Here is a 16,099-nt window from a genome sequence, read left to right on the forward strand (position 1 = left end):
ATGGTAGAGGTCAGGAGGGATCGCCCCGGTGACCGGCCGGTAACGTGCGGATCAGTGCATACTGACCCTTGAGGAGATATGATCGATCATTGATCAATGATGATCGGGTGGAGTCCCGCGGCGACCCCGCGGCGCGCTCCCGAGCCCTGAGGAGAACGCCGATGGCCGAGACCACCAAAGCGCGGGGCGCGGCAACCCGTCCCCGGACCAAGGCCGGCGGCCGAACCGCCACCGGCACCGCGCAGGCGGCCCCCGCCGACCGGGACGAGCTGGTCGCCCACTACCGGCTGATGCTGCTGATCCGCCGGTTCGAGGAACGCGCCGCCCGCGCCTACACCGAGGCCAAGATCGGCGGCTACTGCCACCTCAACCTCGGCGAGGAGGCCACCGTCGTCGGGCTGATGGCCGCGCTGCGCCCCACCGACTACCTGTTCACCAACTACCGCGAGCACGGCTACGCCCTCGCCAAGGGCATCTCCGCCGACCGCGTGATGGCCGAGCTGTACGGCCGCTCCACCGGGGTGTCCAAGGGCTGGGGCGGGTCCATGCACCTGTTCGACGCCGAGGCCCGGCTGCTGGGCGGGTACGGCATCGTCGGCGGGCAGCTCCCGCTGGCCACCGGCGCCGCGCTCGCGGTGTCGTACAAGGGCGGCGACGAGGTCGTCATGTGCCAGATGGGCGACGGCACCGCCGCCATCGGCGCCTTCCACGAGTCGCTGAACATCGCCGCGCTCTGGGACCTGCCCGCCGTCTTCGTCGTGATCAACAACGGGCTGGGGATGGGCACCACCGTCGAGGCGTCCGCCGCCGAGCCCGAGCTGTACCGGCGCGGCGCCGCGTACCGCATGGAGAGCGCCCGGGTCGACGGCACCGACGTGCTCGCCGTCCGCGACGCCGCCCGCCTCGCCGTCGAGCGCGCCCGCACCGAGAGCCGCCCCTACCTGCTGGAGGCCGTCAGCCCCCGGCTGCGCGGCCACTCGGTCGTCGACCCGGCCCGCTACCGCAGCAAGGAGGAGCGGCAGGCGCTGCTCGAGCAGGATCCGCTCACCGCCTTCGCCGCCCGCCTGGAGAAGGACGGCGTGCTGCCGGAGGCCGACCGCGCCGCCGTCGAGGCCGAGGTCATGGCCGAGGTCGAGGCCGCCGCCGCGTTCGCCGACCGGAGCCCGGCGCCCGACCCGTCCACCCTCTTCGACCACACCTACGCCACCCCGGTCCCCGGCGAGCAGCGCCGGCTGCCCGCCGACCCGGTCTTCCGTTCCTGAGGAGTCGTCCCATGGCACTTGTCACCTACCGCCAGGCCCTCCGGGACACGCTCCGCGCGGAGATGCTGCGCGACGAGAACGTCCTCCTGATGGGCGAGGAGATCGGGCTCTTCGAGGGCTCCTACAAGATCACCGAGGGGCTGCTCAAGGAGTTCGGCCCGCGCCGCGTCCGCGACACCCCCATCGCCGAGGAGGGCTTCGTCGGCGCGGCCATCGGCGCCGCCATGCTGGGGCTGCGCCCGGTGGTCGAGATCATGACGATCAACTTCTCGCTGCTGGCGCTGGACCAGATCGTCAACCACGCCGCCAAGATCTACGGGATGTTCGGCGGGCAGTGCAGCGTCCCCATGGTCATCCGCACCCCGGGCGGCGGCGGCCAGCAGCTCGGCGCCACCCACTCGCAGAACGTCGAGCTGTTCTACTCGTTCATCCCCGGCCTGAAGGTCGTGGCGCCGAGCACGCCCGCCGAGGCGTCGGCCATGCTCAAGGCCGCGATCCGCGACGACGACCCGGTGCTGTTCCTGGAGAACCTCGCCCTCTACAACACCAAGGGCGAACTCCCCGCCGACGTCGCCGAGATCGAGCCCGCCGAGATCGGCCGCGCCGCCGTGACCCGTCCCGGCACCGACATCACGATCATCGGCTACTCGCGGATGGCGCGGGTCGCCGCCGAGGTCGCCGAGACCCTCGCCGCCGAGGGGATCTCCGCCGAGGTCGTCGACCTGCGCAGCCTGCGCCCGCTGGACCGCGAGACCGTCGTCGCGTCGGTGCGCCGCACCGGCTGCGCCGTGGTCGCCGAGGACGACTGGCTGACCTACGGCATCGGCGCCGAGATCGCCGCGACGATCCAGGAGGGCGCCTTCGACTGGCTGGACGCCCCGGTGCGCCGGGTGGCGATGGCCGAGGTGCCGCTGCCGTACGCCAAGTCGCTGGAGCTGGCCGCGCTGCCCTCCGCCGACTCCCTCCTCACCGCCGTCCGCGACACGCTCCGCGCGACCGGACGCGTACCCGCACTGGAGACGACCGCCTCATGACCGAGATCCTCATGCCCCGCCTCTCCGACACCATGGAGGAGGGCGTCATCAGCTCCTGGCAGAAGAAGCCGGGAGACGCGATCGCCGTGGGCGACGTGATCGTCGACATCGAGACCGACAAGGCCGTCATGGAGTACGAGGCCTACGAGGACGGCGTGCTCGGCGAGATCCTCGTCGCGGAGGGCGAGTCGGCCCCCATCGGCGCCCCCATCGCGGTGGTCGTCCCGGCCGGTTCCACGGTCGCCCCCAAGGAGAAGGCCGCGGCCACCGTCCCTGCCGCGGCCCCGGCTCCCGCCCCGGCCCCACCCGCTGCCGCGCCCCCCGCCACGACCTCGCCCGCTCCTTCGCGCGGGACGCGTCCGCCGTCGTCCCCGCTGGCGCGGCGCCTGGCCCGCGATCACGGCATCGACCTGGCCACGCTGACCGGCAGCGGCCCCGGCGGCCGCATCGTGCGGGCCGACATCGAGGCCGCCGTGCGCGCCTCCGGCCCGGCCCCGCAACTGCCCGCGCCCCAGACGCCCGCTCCGAAGGTCGACGACGCCGACGTGGAGCGCGTCCCACTTACCCGCTTCCGCAAGGTCGCGGCCCGCCGCCTCACCGAGAGCAAGCGGAACGCCCCGCACTTCTACCTCACGCGCGAGGTCGACGCCGAGGCGCTGCTGGCGTTCCGGGCCACGCTCAACACCGCGCTCGCGCCCGCGAAGGTCAGCGTGAACGACCTGATCGTGAAAGCGTGCGCGACCGCGCTGCGCGAGCATCCCGCGGTGAACGTCTCCTACACCGAGGAGGAGCTGCTCTTCCACAAGCGGGTGAACGTGGGCGTCGCCGTCGCCGTCGAGGACGGCCTGCTCGTCCCCGTGGTCAAGGACGCCGACCGCAAGAGCGTCTCGCAGATCGGCGCCGAGACCCGCGAGCTGGCCGGAAAGGCCCGCGACGGCAAGCTGTCGGCCCAGGAGATGAGCGGCGGCACGTTCAGCGTCAGCAACCTCGGCATGTACGGCATCGCCGGCTTCTCCGCGGTGATCAACCCGCCGGAGGCGGCGATCCTGGCGGTCGGCGCGGTCCGCGACGAGCCGGTCGTCCGCGACGGCCAGGTCGTCCCGGGCACGCGCCTGTCGGTGACGCTGTCGGTGGACCACCGCGCCTGCGACGGCGCCACCGGCGCGGCCTTCCTCGCCCGCCTCGCCGAACTCCTGGAGAACCCCCTCCTCATCGTCGCCTGAGGCCGAGGCGCGTCAGGGGCAGGTCTCGCGGTACGGGACCTGCCCCGCGTGCCGGTCCCACTCCGCGCGCGTCAGCCCGCCCGCCTTTCCGCACAGCTCGGAGACGAGCCCTTCCGGCGTGAGCCGATGCTGGCGGATCCTGCCGTCCATGCCGATGGAGAGACCTGCGATCCGGGGTGAAGGCGAGCCCGTGCACCTCATGGGTGTGGCCGGTGATGGGCAGGCCGACCGGCTGCGCGGTCGCCACATCCCAGAGCCGGATCCGGTCAGCGCCGGCGTTGAAGTCCCCGGCCAAGATCCGGACCGGTCCCCGCACGCCCGCGCGGGGCAGCGCCCGCAAACCCGCTCTTCTGACCTAGCTGAACTAGTGCCGCATCAGGCAATGTTCGCCCGGCCTTGATCGTGCTCGTGGACACCCAGAAGTGCCGGTAGTCGGACAGATGTACGAACAGCGGGTGCCGACACGCGGCCAGGGAAAGTGCCGGTCGCGGCTCGAGCTGTGGTGGATGAGTCACGGCGGACGGTCGGCATGTCGTGGAGCGATCGCGCGTTCCGGGCCGGGCTTGCGGGATGCCCATTGCAACCATTAGGTTGCCATCATGATGGCAACTCAAGGGTTGCGAAGGAGTATGGGTGTGGTTCCGGACAGGATCGAACGCGAGACGGTGCTGCGGCACCCCGCCGAGCGGGTGTGGGCCGCGCTGACCACCGCAGAAGGGCTGTCGCAATGGTTCGGCTCGGTGGCCGAGATCGATCTACGGCCCGGCGGGCGAGCGTATTTCCGCTGGGATGACCTCGACGAAGAATCCGTCGCCACGATCACGATCGTCGATCCACCACACCGTTTGGCGTTCAGGTGGCCGATCGAGGGCTGGCTGGGGGACGACGCGCCTCTGACGCTGGTGACGTTCACCCTGGAGCCCGTTGCCGATGGGACCCGGCTGCGTCTGGTGGAGAGCGGGTTCACCCAGGCCGCCGACCACCTTGCCCGGTGCGCCCACCGGGCCAACAGCCATGGATGGGCCGCAGAACTCGGCGACCTGGAGACCTACCTCGATGCGGCCGCCTGATTCACAGGAGCAGGCCGTCGCGGTGTTCGCGGCGCTCACCGATCCGACCCGGCGGGCGCTGCTGGACGAACTCGCCCGCGCCGGACCCGCGACCGTCACCGATCTGGCGCGGCGGCTGCCGATCAGCCGACAGGCAGTGGCCAAGCACCTCGATCAGCTCGCCGAAGCGGGCCTGATCTGCTCCGGTGAACCGGCCGGCCGCCGCCACCCCTACCGGTTGGAACCAGCGCCCATCCGCGCGGCCCAGATATGGCTGGCCGCGCTCGCCAACAGCTGGGATGACCGGCTGACCGCGCTGGAACGCGCACTGGACGCCACCCCGACACCCGACCAGGGAGCCACCTGACAATGAACCGGCCTGAGTTCACCGCCGGCCTGAACATCGCCATGAAGATCCCCAAGGCGCAGTACGAGGCCACCGTGGCCTTCTACCACGACACCCTGGGCTTCGACGTCAAAGAGGAGGACGTTTCCTACGCCCCGACCGTCTCAAGAACTCATTCGGTGCGGTTCGGTCCTAACACGCTGTGGCTGGACTGCGTCGACAACTACAGCCAGCCCGACCTGTGGTTGCAGCTCCACACCGATGACCTGGACGCGGCGACGGCCACACTGGCCGGCGCCGGCATCCGCCCGTGTGACGAGGTCGAACCACTGCACAACATCGAATCCAGAACCCACTGGATCAAGAACCCGGCCGGCGTCGTTCACCTGCTCGCAGAATCCGGCTGAGCCGCCCAGCCCTTTGCGTGTCCTTCCGGACCAGCACTTTCAAGACCGACCACCAGCGCTTACAGACGTCCGCCACCAATCGTGGGACACGCCCGCCGGGATTCCCGTCCGGCCGGGCGGGTTCGCCTCAGACTGCGGGCATGGCTGAACGGGTGCGGGTCCGTGAGATCGATGACGACGAGGGACAGCGGCTGCTGCGGATCATCCGGTGACCTGGCGGCAGGCTCAGATGGTGCTGCTGTCTGCGCAGGGCATGGACACGGCGCGGATCGCCGAGGTGACGTTCACCAGCCCGGACCGGGTCCGAGACGTGATCCGGCTGGGACGCTCCCCGGCACCCCGCCGAGAAACAGCCCTCACGCTGCCTGGAGGGTGGGGCCGGCTTGCGACTGAGGCGGCGTATCGGGCCTGCCCCGACGCCTCAGCGGCGGTGAGCAGACCGCGCAACCTGCCGCGGCGCCTGGCCAGCCCCGCGGCCGCGTCCAGGAACGACCGTTCGACCCCGTTGAGGGCCCAGGTGGACGCGGCAGGTGGCGGCCCAGCGGTCGATGAGAAAGTCGACGATCGCATTCCGGACGGGCCCGGCAACATCTCGATCGTCTCCGCCGCATCCTCCGTGCAGTAGACGGTCAACCTCGCACAGGCCCGGTCATCCACCGTCCTCCACACGCCCAGGTAGAGGCACGAGACCACGTCCTGCGCGGGCATCACGTCCGCGCCTCTCGCGACCGGGGGCTCGGTCGAGCATGGCCTCCATCCACCAGCGGTTCATCACTTCGTCGAGCTGCGCCCCCTGCTCGGCCGCGAGCACCTCGCGGCTGAATTCCGCTCGTTTCCCCTCGGTCAGCGCCGGACCGATGGCGTTGATCGTTCGGGGAATCGGGGAAACGAACACGTCGGGCGACTCATGCTGTGCGGTCACATCCGGTTCCCTTCGAGCGTAGTCCGGCGTCTGGACCTACCCCAAACGATAGGGCCGGTGACCGACAGTTCCTCGTCACGACGCCACCGTTAACGCCGCCAGCCCGCTGTGAGAGGCGGGCCGGGGGCGCGGTGGGGTCAGCCGGGGGTTGTGGTTCGGGCTTCTGTGGGGGTTAGGGGGCGGAGGACGGTCGTGTAGGAGTAGGCGCGGGCGGGGCTCACCTGGTATTCGGGGCGTACCGGGTTGGGGGTGTCGCCCACTCCTGTGACGGCGTGGTTCACGTGCAGGGTGTTCCAGCCCTTGTTGCGTTGGCGGGCGAAGGGGTACAGGGCGCGGTCCAGGTCGTCGTACTGGGTGGCGCTCACTTCCAGGTCTCCGCCTACGAGGAGGCCTGCGCGGCCGTCGGTGAGCATGGCCCAGCGGACGTCGTCATGGTTGCCGTGATCCTGGGGGCGGTAGTAGGAGACGTACTGGTCGTCCAGGGAGGAGGACCAGACGCCCATGCGGGTGCCGTCCTTGCGGTCGTTGTAGTTCTCCACCGGGCCGCGTCCGTACCAGGAGAGTGTTGAGAAGCGGTCGGGCATCTTGACCGTGTAGCCCATGCGGGCGAGGTAGGGCAGGGAGCGGGCGCCGCCCTGGGGGACGACCTGGTGGGTCAACTGCACTTGGCCGGAGCCGTCGATGGCGTAGGTGGTGGTCTGGTCGAAGTAGGCGTTGTTCGTGCCGGTGACCCGGCTGGGGATCTCGACTTTCACTGTGGGGCCGTCCGGTGTGACGGTGATGCGGCCGGGGGTGGTGGTGAGGCGGTCCAGGCCCGCCTTGCGCCAGTCTTCGCCCTCGGCCCGGCCCCAGGTGTAGGTCTCGTTGCTGATGGGCGGGCGCCACACGTCCAGTTCGGGGCCGGTGCGGATGAGCTCGGTGCCGTTGTGGCGCATCGAGGTGAGGGTGCCGTTGGTGCGGTCGAAGACGTAGCGGAAGTCGCGGCCGGTGATGATGATGTCGTTGTCCTTCTGCGTGGTCTTGACCGTGCCGGTGGGCTTCTTCCTGATGCCGGGGACGGTGGAGCCTCCGGAAGGGAACTGGCCGAAGCCGACGACGTGCCCGGCTGGGGCGTACCAGGTCTTGTTCTTGAGGACGACGTCGACGTTCAGCCAGCGTTCGTTCCCGGAGGGGGCGGGCGGGATCGTCACCTGGGTCGAGCCGCCGGGTCCCAGGTCGAGCGGTTGCACGCCGGAACGGATCGTGCGGCGGCCCTCGATGTGGCGCCAGCGCAGTTCCAGGTCGCGGGTGCCGGTGAAGGCGCGTTCGCTGGTGACCGTGACGGCGTCCCCCGCGCGGGTGACGCGGATCGGTGAATGGACCCAGGAGAGCTGGGCCAGTTCGGGCTGGAGGGAGCGGTCCGTTCCGACCAGGCCGTCCACACCGGAGAGGCTCTGGCCGTTGGAGAGGAACGTGCCCTTGCGGGTGAAGTCGTCGAAGTCGAGGGCGAGCAGGGCTTCCTTGGACGGGTCCGCGCCGGACGTCAGTTCGGCCGGGGTCAGGGCGCGTCCGTAGATACGGACGTCGTCGATGGTGCCCTTGGCCATGCGGCCCTTGTAGTTGTCCTGCATCGTCCCGGAGTTGCGGCCGATGTTGACGTCCCCCGACGACCAGTCGATGTTCCCCGTGTAGGGGACCCGGGCGGCCTCGCGGCCGTCGACGTAGAGGCGGAGGGCCGTGCCGTCGTAGGCGCCGGTGACGCGGTGCCAGGTGTCGTACCAGTCGGACGGCACGGGCGCCCGCACGGTGCGCCAGGCCCCGCCGCTGTAGATGTAGAACTCCAGCGTCGTCTCGTCGGACATCTTGAGGCCGTACTGGTGGTCGCCCTTGGTCATGATGGTGAAGTCGCCCGTCCAGGGGCGTGCGGGTTTGACCCGGGCGTCCAGGGTGACGGCCTTGCCGGTGAGGTCGAGCCTGCGATCGCGGTAGACCTCGACGAAGTCGTCCAGGCCGGAGAAGTAGAGGGCCTTGCCCCGGTGGCCGTCGACCGTTCTGGGCATGCCCTGGAGCCAGGCCGGGATGTCGTTGCCCGAGGCGTCGGGTGTGGTGATGAGCGGGTGCCGGATGTTGGCCTCGGCCCAGTCCCAGATGAAGCCGCCCTGCACCTGGGGGTTGCGCCGTACGACCTCCCAGAACTCCCGGAAGTTGCCCAGGCTGTTGCCCATGGCGTGGGCGTACTCCCCCATGATGATGGGCTTCTTGGTGGAGGCGGCCTGCTGGGCGAGTTTGGCCGGGGTCGGGTAGCGGGGGCCCCAGACGTCGGCGAACGGGGCGTCGCCGTCGGGGTTGTTGGGCTGGTGGTAGAGGGGACGGGTCGGATCGGCCGCCCGCGCCCATGCGGCCATCCTGTCGTGGGCCTTCCCCAGTCCGGCCTCGTTGCCGGTGTCCCAGAGGATGACGCTGGGGTGGTTCTTGTCGCGGGCCACCATCGCCTGGAAGCGCTCCAGGAAGGCCTTCTGCCATTCGGGACGGTCGGCCAGGCAGTCCTGCGGGTGGCCGGCGGGCTTGGTGCAGTCCTCGTAGTTGTGGGTCTCGATGTCGACCTCGTCGTCGATCCACAGCCCGCGCCGGTCGGCCAGTTCGTAGAGGTAGGGGTCGGAGGGGTAGTGGGCGGTGCGGACGGCGTTGATGTTGAGGCGCTTCATCAGCGCGACGTCGCTTTCCTGGCGGTGGCGCGTCTGGTGGCGTCCGGTGTCGGGATCGGTCTCGGGACGGTTCACGCCCTTGATGAGGACGCGTTTCCCGTTCACCAGGAGCCGCCGGTCTTTGATCTCGATTTCCCGAAAGCCGATGTTCTGCGTGGTGGTGTGGGTGACCTTTCCGGATGGGTCGCTCAGTTCCATTCGGAGCGTGTAGAGGGTGGGGGTTTCGTCCGTCCAGGTGGCGGGGCTGGAAACGGGGGTGCTGAGGCGGAGTGTGGCGCCTTCTCCGGTTATGGAGGTCTTACCGGAGAAGGTCGTCACCGGGCCGCCGCCGGGGCCCAGGAGGGTCGCCTTCACGGTGTGGTCGCCCCGGGTGCCCTGCTTACTGGCCAGGGTGAGGGTGGCGTTGAGCGTCGCGTCCCGGTACGAGGGGTCGAGGTCGGTGGTGATGGACGCGTCGCGCACGTAGGTGCGGGGCGTGGAGTAGGCCCACACCGAACGGAAGATGCCGCTGTAGCGCCACTGGTCGACGTCCTCCAGGTAGGAGCCCGTGCTCCACCGGTGCACCTGCACCGCCACCGTGTTTGCGCCGGGGCGGACGTGGTCGCTGACGTCGAACTCGGCGGGCGTGTAGCCGCCCTGGTCGTAGCCCGCGTACTCGCCGTTCACCCACACGAAGTAGGCGCTGGTCACGCCCTCGAAGCGCAGGAAGGTGCGGCGCCCGTCCCAGTCGCGGGGGATGTCGAGGGTCCTGACGTAGGCGCCGGTCGGGTTGATGTCGCGCGGGGTCCTGGGCGGGTCGTCCGGCCACACCTCGGTGGGGATGTTGCGGAACACCGGGTGGTCGAGCCGGTCGCTCTGCCAGGTGTGGGGCACCGTCACCTTGGGCCAGGCGGAGGTGTCGTACCCCTTGCCGTGGAAGCCGGCGGGGACCTCGGCCGGGCGTTCGGCCATCTTCAGGCGCCACTCGCCGTCCAGGCTGCGCGTCCAGCGGCGGGCGTCGGCGGGACGCAGGACGGCGTGGGCGGGTTCCTGGCCCTCGGCGACCATCTCCGGGTCGTCGAGGTAGGTGTAGGCGTCCGGCGGTGGGGCGAGACGGGGAGTGGCGGTGGCGGCGCCCTGCACGAGGGCCAGCACGAGCGCGGTCATCGCCAGGACGGCGGTCGGGGCGTGAAAGGAAAAGCGTGGGAGCGGAAAGCGTGCGGGCATGAACGCGGCGCCTCCTCGCGGGCCGCCCCCTGACAAGGCCCATGACAGCGTTCGACGAACGGGGTGGACGTCTATGCCCGGGACGCTAGGCGGCGCGCGGTGCCCCGTCAACGCTCCTTTCAGAGATTGAGCACAATCTGCCGGACACAACCCGCGGAATTAAACATCCAGGAGAAAGCGCCCGGCCGATGCCTAGTCGATGCGGAAGAGGTTGTCGTCGATCCGGTCGAGCGCGAGCCGGACGGCGCCCAGCCCCACGGCCTCGTCGCCGAGCCGGGACGCCTCGATCCGGGGGGCGCTGAGGCACAGCGGCCGCACCCGCCGCCGCAGCTCGTCGATGAGCCGGTCGCCGGCCCGCGTCATGGCGCCGCCGACGACGATCATCTCGGGGTCGATGGCCAGGGCCATCGCGGCGATGCCGCGGCTCATCCGGCCGGCGAGCCGCTCGACCAGGGCGACGGCCTCGGGGTCGTCGCGCTGCGCGGCGGCCAGGACCGCCTCCGCCTCGGCCTCGCCCGGCCCGGACCGGCCGATCGGGGCGCCGGTGAGGGTGGCCATGGTGTCGCGCAGGCCGAGCTCGGGCAGCATCCCGATCTCGCCGGCCGCGCCCCAGCGGCCGCGGTGCAGGCGGCCGTCGATGACGGCGCCGACGCCGGTGTGCAGCCCGGCCAGCACGCAGATCACGTCGTCGACGTCCTCGGCGATGCCGCGCCAGCGCTCGGCCATGGCGGCGAGGTTGGCGTCGTTCTCCACGTACACCGGGCAGGAGAAGGAGCGGCCCAGCTCGCGGGACAGGTGGAGGCCCTGCCAGCCGGGGACGACGGTGCAGAACGCCACCGAGCCGTCGGGGGCGACGACGCCGGGGGTGCCGGCCGCCACCGCCCACAGCGCCGAGCGCTCGACGCCGGCCCCGGCCAGGCAGGTCTTGATCGCCGCGCGGACGGCGGCGAGCCGTTCGGCGGGCTCCCAGTCGACGTCCAGGCCGGCGCGGTGGGAGCCGACGACCTCGCCGTTGAGGTCGGCCAGGAAGATCTGGACCCAGTGCGCGTCGATGTCGAGGCCGAGCGCGTGGCCGGCGTCGGCGCGGAAGCGGTAGCGGCGGGCGGGCCGGCCCAGGCCGGTGCCGGTGCGCGGCGCCACCTCGGTGACCAGGCCGCGGTCGGTCAGCTCGGCGATCACGCCCTCGGTCGTGGGACGGGACAGCCCGACCTGGCGGGCGAGCTCGCTGAGGGTCGGCTCGCCGCCGGCGCGCAGGGCGCGCAGCGTGGCGGCGGAGTTGAGCCGGCGGAGCACCGAGGGGTCGCCCCCGTGCAGGGCGCCCCGCGCCCCGCCGGGGGGTGCGGGGGGTCGTCCCGCGTCGAACGGTTCGGACACGTCACCTCTTGATCGGACATCGGCCCTTGACAGGGATGGGCGGACCGAGGACATTATTGCCAACCTACTTATGAAACATCCCTTCGTAAAGGGAAACGCAGCTCAGAGGGCAGGTGACGGGTTGGTTCCAGTCGACACCACGGGACCCGCGGTCGCGGTCGTGGGGGCGGGCCTGCGCGGTGCCACCTACGCGCGGCGGGTGCTGGCCGCCGGCCGCGGCCGGGTGGTCGCGGTGGCCGAACCGGACCCGGTACGGCGCGCGCGGTTCGCCGCCGAGCACCGGATCCCGCCGGAGCGGGTCTTCCCCGGGTGGCGCGAGCTGGTCGCGGCCGGCGACGCGCAGGGCGCCGGGCGGCTGGCGGACGGGGTGATCATCGCGACCCAGGACGCCGAGCACGCCGAACCGGCGGTGCGGCTGGCCGGGCAGGGCTACCACATCCTGCTGGAGAAGCCGATGGCCACGACCGAGGCCGACGCGGAGCGGGTGGTCGCCGCCGTCGAGCGCGCCGGGACCATGCTGGCCGTCTGTCACGTGCTCCGTTATACGCCCTACACCCGGGCGATCCGGCGGCTGGTCGAGGACGGCCGGATCGGGACGCCGATCAGCGTCCAGCACCTGGAGCCGGTCGGCTGGTGGCACCACGCGCACTCCTACGTGCGCGGGAACTGGCGCCGGGAGGACGAGTCCGGCCCGATGCTGATGACCAAGTCGGTGCACGACATCGACTGGATCGTGCACGTGATGGGCGAATTGCCGTCCCGGGTCGGCTCGTTCGGGCGGCTGTCGCACCTGCGCCCGGAGAACCGCCCGGCGGGGGCGGCTGACCGCTGCCTGAACTGCGCGATCGAACCGGGCTGCGCGTACTCGGCCAAGCGGCTCTACCTGTCCTGCCTCGGCGATCCCGGGCGGGAGGCCTGGCCGCTGGGCGCGGTCACCCACGACCTCACCGAGGAGGGCGTGCTGACGGCGCTGCGCGAGGGCCCGTACGGGCGCTGCGTGTACGCCTGCGACAACGACGTGGTCGACCACCAGGTCGTGAACATGGAGTTCCCGTCCGGGGCGACCGGCACCTTCACCGTGACCGCCTTCACCCCGTACGCCCAGCGGCAGACCCGGATCTTCGGCTCGGCGGGCTGCGTCGAGGGCGACGGCGTGCGGATCTCGCTGCGCGACTTCGTCACCGGCGAGCTGGAGACCGTCGACACCGGGTCCGACCACGAGTCGCCCGACGGCCGACACGACGCGGCCGACGAGGCGCTGGCCGACGCCTTCGTGGAGGCGCTGGCCACCGGCGACCCGGCCCCGCTCAGCTCCAACGGCAGGCAGAGCCTGGACTCGCACCGCGTGGTGTGGGCGGCCGAGCGCGCCCGGCACGCGGGCGCGGTCGTCGACATCACCCCTCCGGACGGCTTCGCCGCCCCACCCCCGCACTCCCCCGCGAAAGGTACTGGGATCCGATGAACAGCAAACTCTTCGCCGGAGCCGCGTCGGCCCTGGCCCTGACGCTGGCGCTGGGCGCCTGCGGCGACTCCGGCGGGGACGGGGCGTCCGCGCCGGCCGCCAACCAGGGGCGCGGGAACATCACCTTCGCCACCGGCAAGGACCTGTCGGGCACCATCCAGAAGCTGGCCGCCCGGTGGAACGCCGCGCACCCCAAGGAGCAGGTGCGGATCATCGAGCTGCCCGAGGACGGCGACCAGACCCGGCAGCAGCTCGTCCAGAACGCCCAGATCAAGTCGGACGCCTACGACGTGATCCGCCTGGACGCGGTGTGGACGGCCGAGTTCGCCGCCCGCCGCTGGGTGCTGCCCCTGGACGAGACCAAGCTGGACCCGGGCACGTTCGTCCCGGCCGCCCTGGAGACCGGTAAGTACCGCGGCAAGCTGTACGCCGCGCCGTGGCTCACCGGCACCGGCATCCTCTACTACCGCAAGGACCTGCTGGACGCCGCGGGCGTGAAGGGTCCGCCCACGACCTGGGCCCAGCTCCAGGACGCCTGCGCCAAGGTGAAGGAGACCTCCGAGGGCAAGGGGGTCGACTGCTACGCGGGCCAGTACGACAAGTACGAGGGCCTGACCGTCAACTACTCCGAGTCGGTGCAGTCGGCCGGGGGCCAGGTCTTCGACGCCGATGGCAAGCCCCAGGTGACCACGGCGCAGGCCAAGGCCGGGCTGCAGTTCCTGGTGGACGGCTTCAAGAACGGCACTATCCCGTCCAAGGGCGTCACCCTCAAGGAGGAGGAGAGCCGCCGCGCGTTCCAGGACGGGCAGCTCGTCTTCCACCGCAACTGGGCCTACGTGTACGCGCTGGCCTCCGCCAAGGACGGCACGTCCAAGGTGAACGGCAAGTTCGACGTCGCGCCCTTGCCCGGCAAGGACGGCCCGGGTTCGGGCACGCTCGGCGGCAACAACCTCTCGGTGTCGGCCTTCTCCAAGCACCAGGCCACCGCGCGGGACTTCGTCCAGTACATCGTGAGCCTGGACGTGCAGCGCGAGTACGGCAAGGAGCAGTCGTTCCCGCTGTCGCGGTCCGCGCTGTACGACGACCCGGCGATGATCAAGCAGTACCCGTACCTGCCGGTCATGAAGAAGAGCCTGGAGGCGGCCAAGGGGCGGCCGGTCGCGATCCGCTACAGCGAGGTGAGCTCGGCCGTCCAGGACCACGTCACCGCGGCGATCACCGGGAAGAAGACGGTGGACCAGGCCGCGGCCGACCTGCAGACCGCCCTGTCGGGCCTGGCGGACTGACCGCGCGGCGATGAGGAACCCGACCACCGACGCCGGCCGCGATCCGGCCGCGCCGTCGGTCACGTCCCCGGCCGGGAGCGCTTCCCCAGGCCACGAGGGCCCCGGCCGGGGACGGCCCGCCCGCGGCGATCACGGGCGGCGCGGCGGAGGGCAGGGGCGGCTGGCGGCGGCCCTGCTGTCCCCGGCCTTCGCCGTGCTGGGCGTGGTGATCGCCTTCCCGATCGTCGCGGCGGTGTGGGACTCGCTGCACCGCACCAGCGAGGAGGTGGACGCCGACGGCATGGTCGTGGAGGCCGAGCGGTTCAGCGGCCTGGCCAACTACACCTCGCTGATCGGGAACGACCGGTTCACCACCGCGCTGTGGAACACCACGTTCTTCACCGTCACCACGGTCGCGATCGAGACCGTCATCGGGCTGGCGATGGCGCTGCTGATGCACCGGGCGTTCCGCGGCCGGGCGATCTTCCGGGCCAGCGTGCTGGTGCCGTGGGCGATCCCCACCGCGATCTCCGCGCTGCTGTGGCGGTGGATCTTCTCCGCGGACGGGGTGGCCAACGCGGTCCTCGGCCGGGAGATCCTGTGGACCGCCGACGGGCTGGAGGCCAGGTTCGCGGTGATCATCGCCGACACCTGGAAGACGGCGCCGTTCGTGGCGCTGCTGGTGCTGGCCGGGCTGCAGGTGATCCCGGAGGAGGTGTACGAGGCGGCCCGGGTCGACGGCGCCGGAGCCTGGCAGCGCTTCCGCAACGTCACGCTGCCACTGGTGATGCCGTCGCTGCTGGTCGCGGTGATGTTCCGGATGATGGACTCGCTGCGGATGTTCGACCTGCCGCAGGTCCTCATCGGCACCCGCAAACCGTCGGTGGAGACGCTCTCCCAGCTCGCCTGGGACGAGGCGATGAACCTCCGGTACGGTCCGGCCGCCGCCACCGCGACCGTCCTGTTCCTCTACATCGCCCTGGCCGCGTACGTGTTCGTGCGGCTGCTCGGCGCCGACATCATCGGCAAGGAGGACGAAGGATGATCCGCCGGTGGACCGACCGGCTCTCCCCGGTCCTCATGGCGCTGTTCTGCCTGGCGCCGTTCTACTGGATGGTCGTCTCCAGCCTGCGCCGCACCAACGACATCCTCGACATGTCGGTGCTGCCCAGCCCGTTCTCGCTGGAGAACTACCGGGCCGTGTTCCAGCCCGGCAACGGCTTCGTCCGCGCGCTCGGCAACAGCGTGGTGGTGGCCGGGACCACCACCGTGCTCACCCTGGTCATCGGCACGACCGCGGCGTACGCGCTGGCGCGGCTGCGGTTCCGGTTCAAGCGGCTGGTGCTGGCGATCGTGGTGTCGACCTCGATGTTCCCCGGCAGCCTGCTGATCGTCCCGCTGCTGCGGCTGTTCACCGACATCGGATGGATCAACACCTACCAGGCGATGGTGGTGCCGAACCTGTCGTTCGCGCTGCCGCTGGCGGTGTGGAACCTGACCGCGTTCTTCCGCCGGCTGCCGTTCGAGCTGGAGCAGGCCGCGATGGTGGACGGCTGCACCGCCGGGCAGGCCTTCCGGAAGATCATCCTGCCGCTGGCCGCGCCCGGGGTGTTCACCACCGCGATCATCACCTTCGTGGTGGCGTGGAACGAGTACCTGATCGCGGTCAGCATGGTCAACGACCAGTCGATGAAGACCGCCAACGTCATCGTGGCGCAGTTCACCGGCCAGCACGGCTACGACCAGCCGTTCGGCACCCAGATGGCGGCCGGGGTGATCGTCACCGTGCCGCTGGTGCTGGTCGTCCTGGCCTTCCAGCGCCGCATCGTCGCCGGTCTCACCTCCGGCGGCCTCAAATGACCCCG

General features: G+C 71.0%; 15 protein-coding genes. 11 read left to right on the top strand and 4 right to left on the bottom strand.

Going from position 1 to position 16,099, the window contains the following annotated elements:
- The first annotated feature begins 161 nt into the window (after nt 1–161).
- Genes pdhA through ACFPZN_RS23215 form a run of 3 tightly spaced genes read left to right on the top strand, consistent with a single transcriptional unit; the run spans nt 162 to nt 3,519 of the window.
- Nucleotides 162–1,262 carry a pyruvate dehydrogenase (acetyl-transferring) E1 component subunit alpha gene (pdhA, locus tag ACFPZN_RS23205; protein ID WP_378284205.1) on the top strand — a complete coding sequence of 367 codons (1,101 nt, stop codon included), beginning with the start codon at nt 162–164 and terminating at the stop codon, nt 1,260–1,262.
- A gap of 11 nt (nt 1,263–1,273) precedes the next feature.
- On the top strand, nt 1,274–2,296 hold the full coding sequence (locus tag ACFPZN_RS23210; protein ID WP_378284206.1) for an alpha-ketoacid dehydrogenase subunit beta: 1,023 nt from the start codon (nt 1,274–1,276) through the stop codon (nt 2,294–2,296).
- Entirely contained in the window at nt 2,293–3,519 is a 1,227-nt protein-coding gene (locus tag ACFPZN_RS23215) for a dihydrolipoamide acetyltransferase family protein (RefSeq protein WP_378284207.1), read from the top strand. The genes ACFPZN_RS23210 and ACFPZN_RS23215 overlap by 4 nt, the downstream gene beginning before the upstream one ends.
- Before the next feature lie 12 nt (nt 3,520–3,531).
- Here the strand turns inward: ACFPZN_RS23215 and ACFPZN_RS23220 are convergent, their stop codons facing one another.
- Nucleotides 3,532–3,669 carry a hypothetical protein gene (locus ACFPZN_RS23220; RefSeq protein ID WP_378284208.1) on the bottom strand — a complete coding sequence of 46 codons (138 nt, stop codon included), beginning with the start codon at nt 3,667–3,669 and terminating at the stop codon, nt 3,532–3,534.
- Nucleotides 3,670–4,154: 485 nt separating this feature from the next.
- On the opposite strand from ACFPZN_RS23220, the gene ACFPZN_RS23225 reads away from it, so the two are divergent.
- The 4 genes from ACFPZN_RS23225 (at nt 4,155) to ACFPZN_RS23240 (ending at nt 5,946) form a co-directional block, all read left to right on the top strand.
- On the top strand, nt 4,155–4,589 hold the full coding sequence (locus tag ACFPZN_RS23225; protein ID WP_378284209.1) for an SRPBCC domain-containing protein: 435 nt from the start codon (nt 4,155–4,157) through the stop codon (nt 4,587–4,589).
- A complete protein-coding gene (locus ACFPZN_RS23230) occupies nt 4,576–4,935 on the top strand; it encodes an ArsR/SmtB family transcription factor (protein WP_378284210.1) in 360 nt (119 codons plus the stop codon). Before ACFPZN_RS23225 ends, ACFPZN_RS23230 begins: the two co-directional genes overlap by 14 nt.
- Nucleotides 4,936–4,937: 2 nt before the next feature.
- Nucleotides 4,938–5,321: a VOC family protein gene (locus ACFPZN_RS23235; RefSeq protein ID WP_378284211.1), complete on the top strand. Its 384-nt coding sequence runs from the start codon at nt 4,938–4,940 to the stop codon at nt 5,319–5,321.
- Between the two features lie 208 nt (nt 5,322–5,529).
- Nucleotides 5,530–5,946, top strand: coding sequence for a hypothetical protein (locus ACFPZN_RS23240; RefSeq protein ID WP_378284212.1), 417 nt, complete (start codon nt 5,530–5,532; stop codon nt 5,944–5,946).
- A 24-nt stretch (nt 5,947–5,970) separates the two neighbouring features.
- Here ACFPZN_RS23240 and ACFPZN_RS23245 read toward each other — a convergent pair whose 3' ends face one another.
- The 3 genes from ACFPZN_RS23245 to ACFPZN_RS23255 form a co-directional block, all read right to left on the bottom strand.
- Entirely contained in the window at nt 5,971–6,243 is a 273-nt protein-coding gene (locus ACFPZN_RS23245; protein ID WP_378284213.1) for a hypothetical protein, read from the bottom strand.
- A gap of 137 nt (nt 6,244–6,380) precedes the next feature.
- A complete protein-coding gene (locus ACFPZN_RS23250) occupies nt 6,381–10,073 on the bottom strand; it encodes a glycoside hydrolase family 2 TIM barrel-domain containing protein (protein WP_378284214.1) in 3,693 nt (1,230 codons plus the stop codon).
- 252 nt (nt 10,074–10,325) lie between these two features.
- Nucleotides 10,326–11,507, bottom strand: a complete 1,182-nt coding sequence (locus tag ACFPZN_RS23255; protein WP_378284215.1) for an ROK family transcriptional regulator — start codon at nt 11,505–11,507, stop codon at nt 10,326–10,328.
- A 121-nt stretch (nt 11,508–11,628) separates the two neighbouring features.
- Between ACFPZN_RS23255 and ACFPZN_RS23260 the strand changes: the two genes are divergently transcribed.
- From ACFPZN_RS23260 to ACFPZN_RS23275, 4 genes are read left to right on the top strand one after another with little or no spacing between them, the layout of a single operon-like run.
- Nucleotides 11,629–12,969, top strand: coding sequence for a Gfo/Idh/MocA family protein (locus ACFPZN_RS23260; protein WP_378284216.1), 1,341 nt, complete (start codon nt 11,629–11,631; stop codon nt 12,967–12,969).
- On the top strand, nt 12,966–14,255 hold the full coding sequence (locus ACFPZN_RS23265) for an ABC transporter substrate-binding protein (protein ID WP_378284217.1): 1,290 nt from the start codon (nt 12,966–12,968) through the stop codon (nt 14,253–14,255). Before ACFPZN_RS23260 ends, ACFPZN_RS23265 begins: the two co-directional genes overlap by 4 nt.
- Nucleotides 14,256–14,265: 10 nt before the next feature.
- Nucleotides 14,266–15,279 carry a carbohydrate ABC transporter permease gene (locus ACFPZN_RS23270; protein ID WP_378284219.1) on the top strand — a complete coding sequence of 338 codons (1,014 nt, stop codon included), beginning with the start codon at nt 14,266–14,268 and terminating at the stop codon, nt 15,277–15,279.
- Nucleotides 15,276–16,094: a carbohydrate ABC transporter permease gene (locus ACFPZN_RS23275; RefSeq protein ID WP_378284220.1), complete on the top strand. Its 819-nt coding sequence runs from the start codon at nt 15,276–15,278 to the stop codon at nt 16,092–16,094. The genes ACFPZN_RS23270 and ACFPZN_RS23275 overlap by 4 nt, the downstream gene beginning before the upstream one ends.
- The last annotated feature ends 5 nt before the right edge of the window (nt 16,095–16,099 follow it).

The organism is Actinomadura rugatobispora (genome assembly GCF_042656285.1).
GTDB classification, from domain to species: domain Bacteria; phylum Actinomycetota; class Actinomycetes; order Streptosporangiales; family Streptosporangiaceae; genus Spirillospora; species Spirillospora rugatobispora.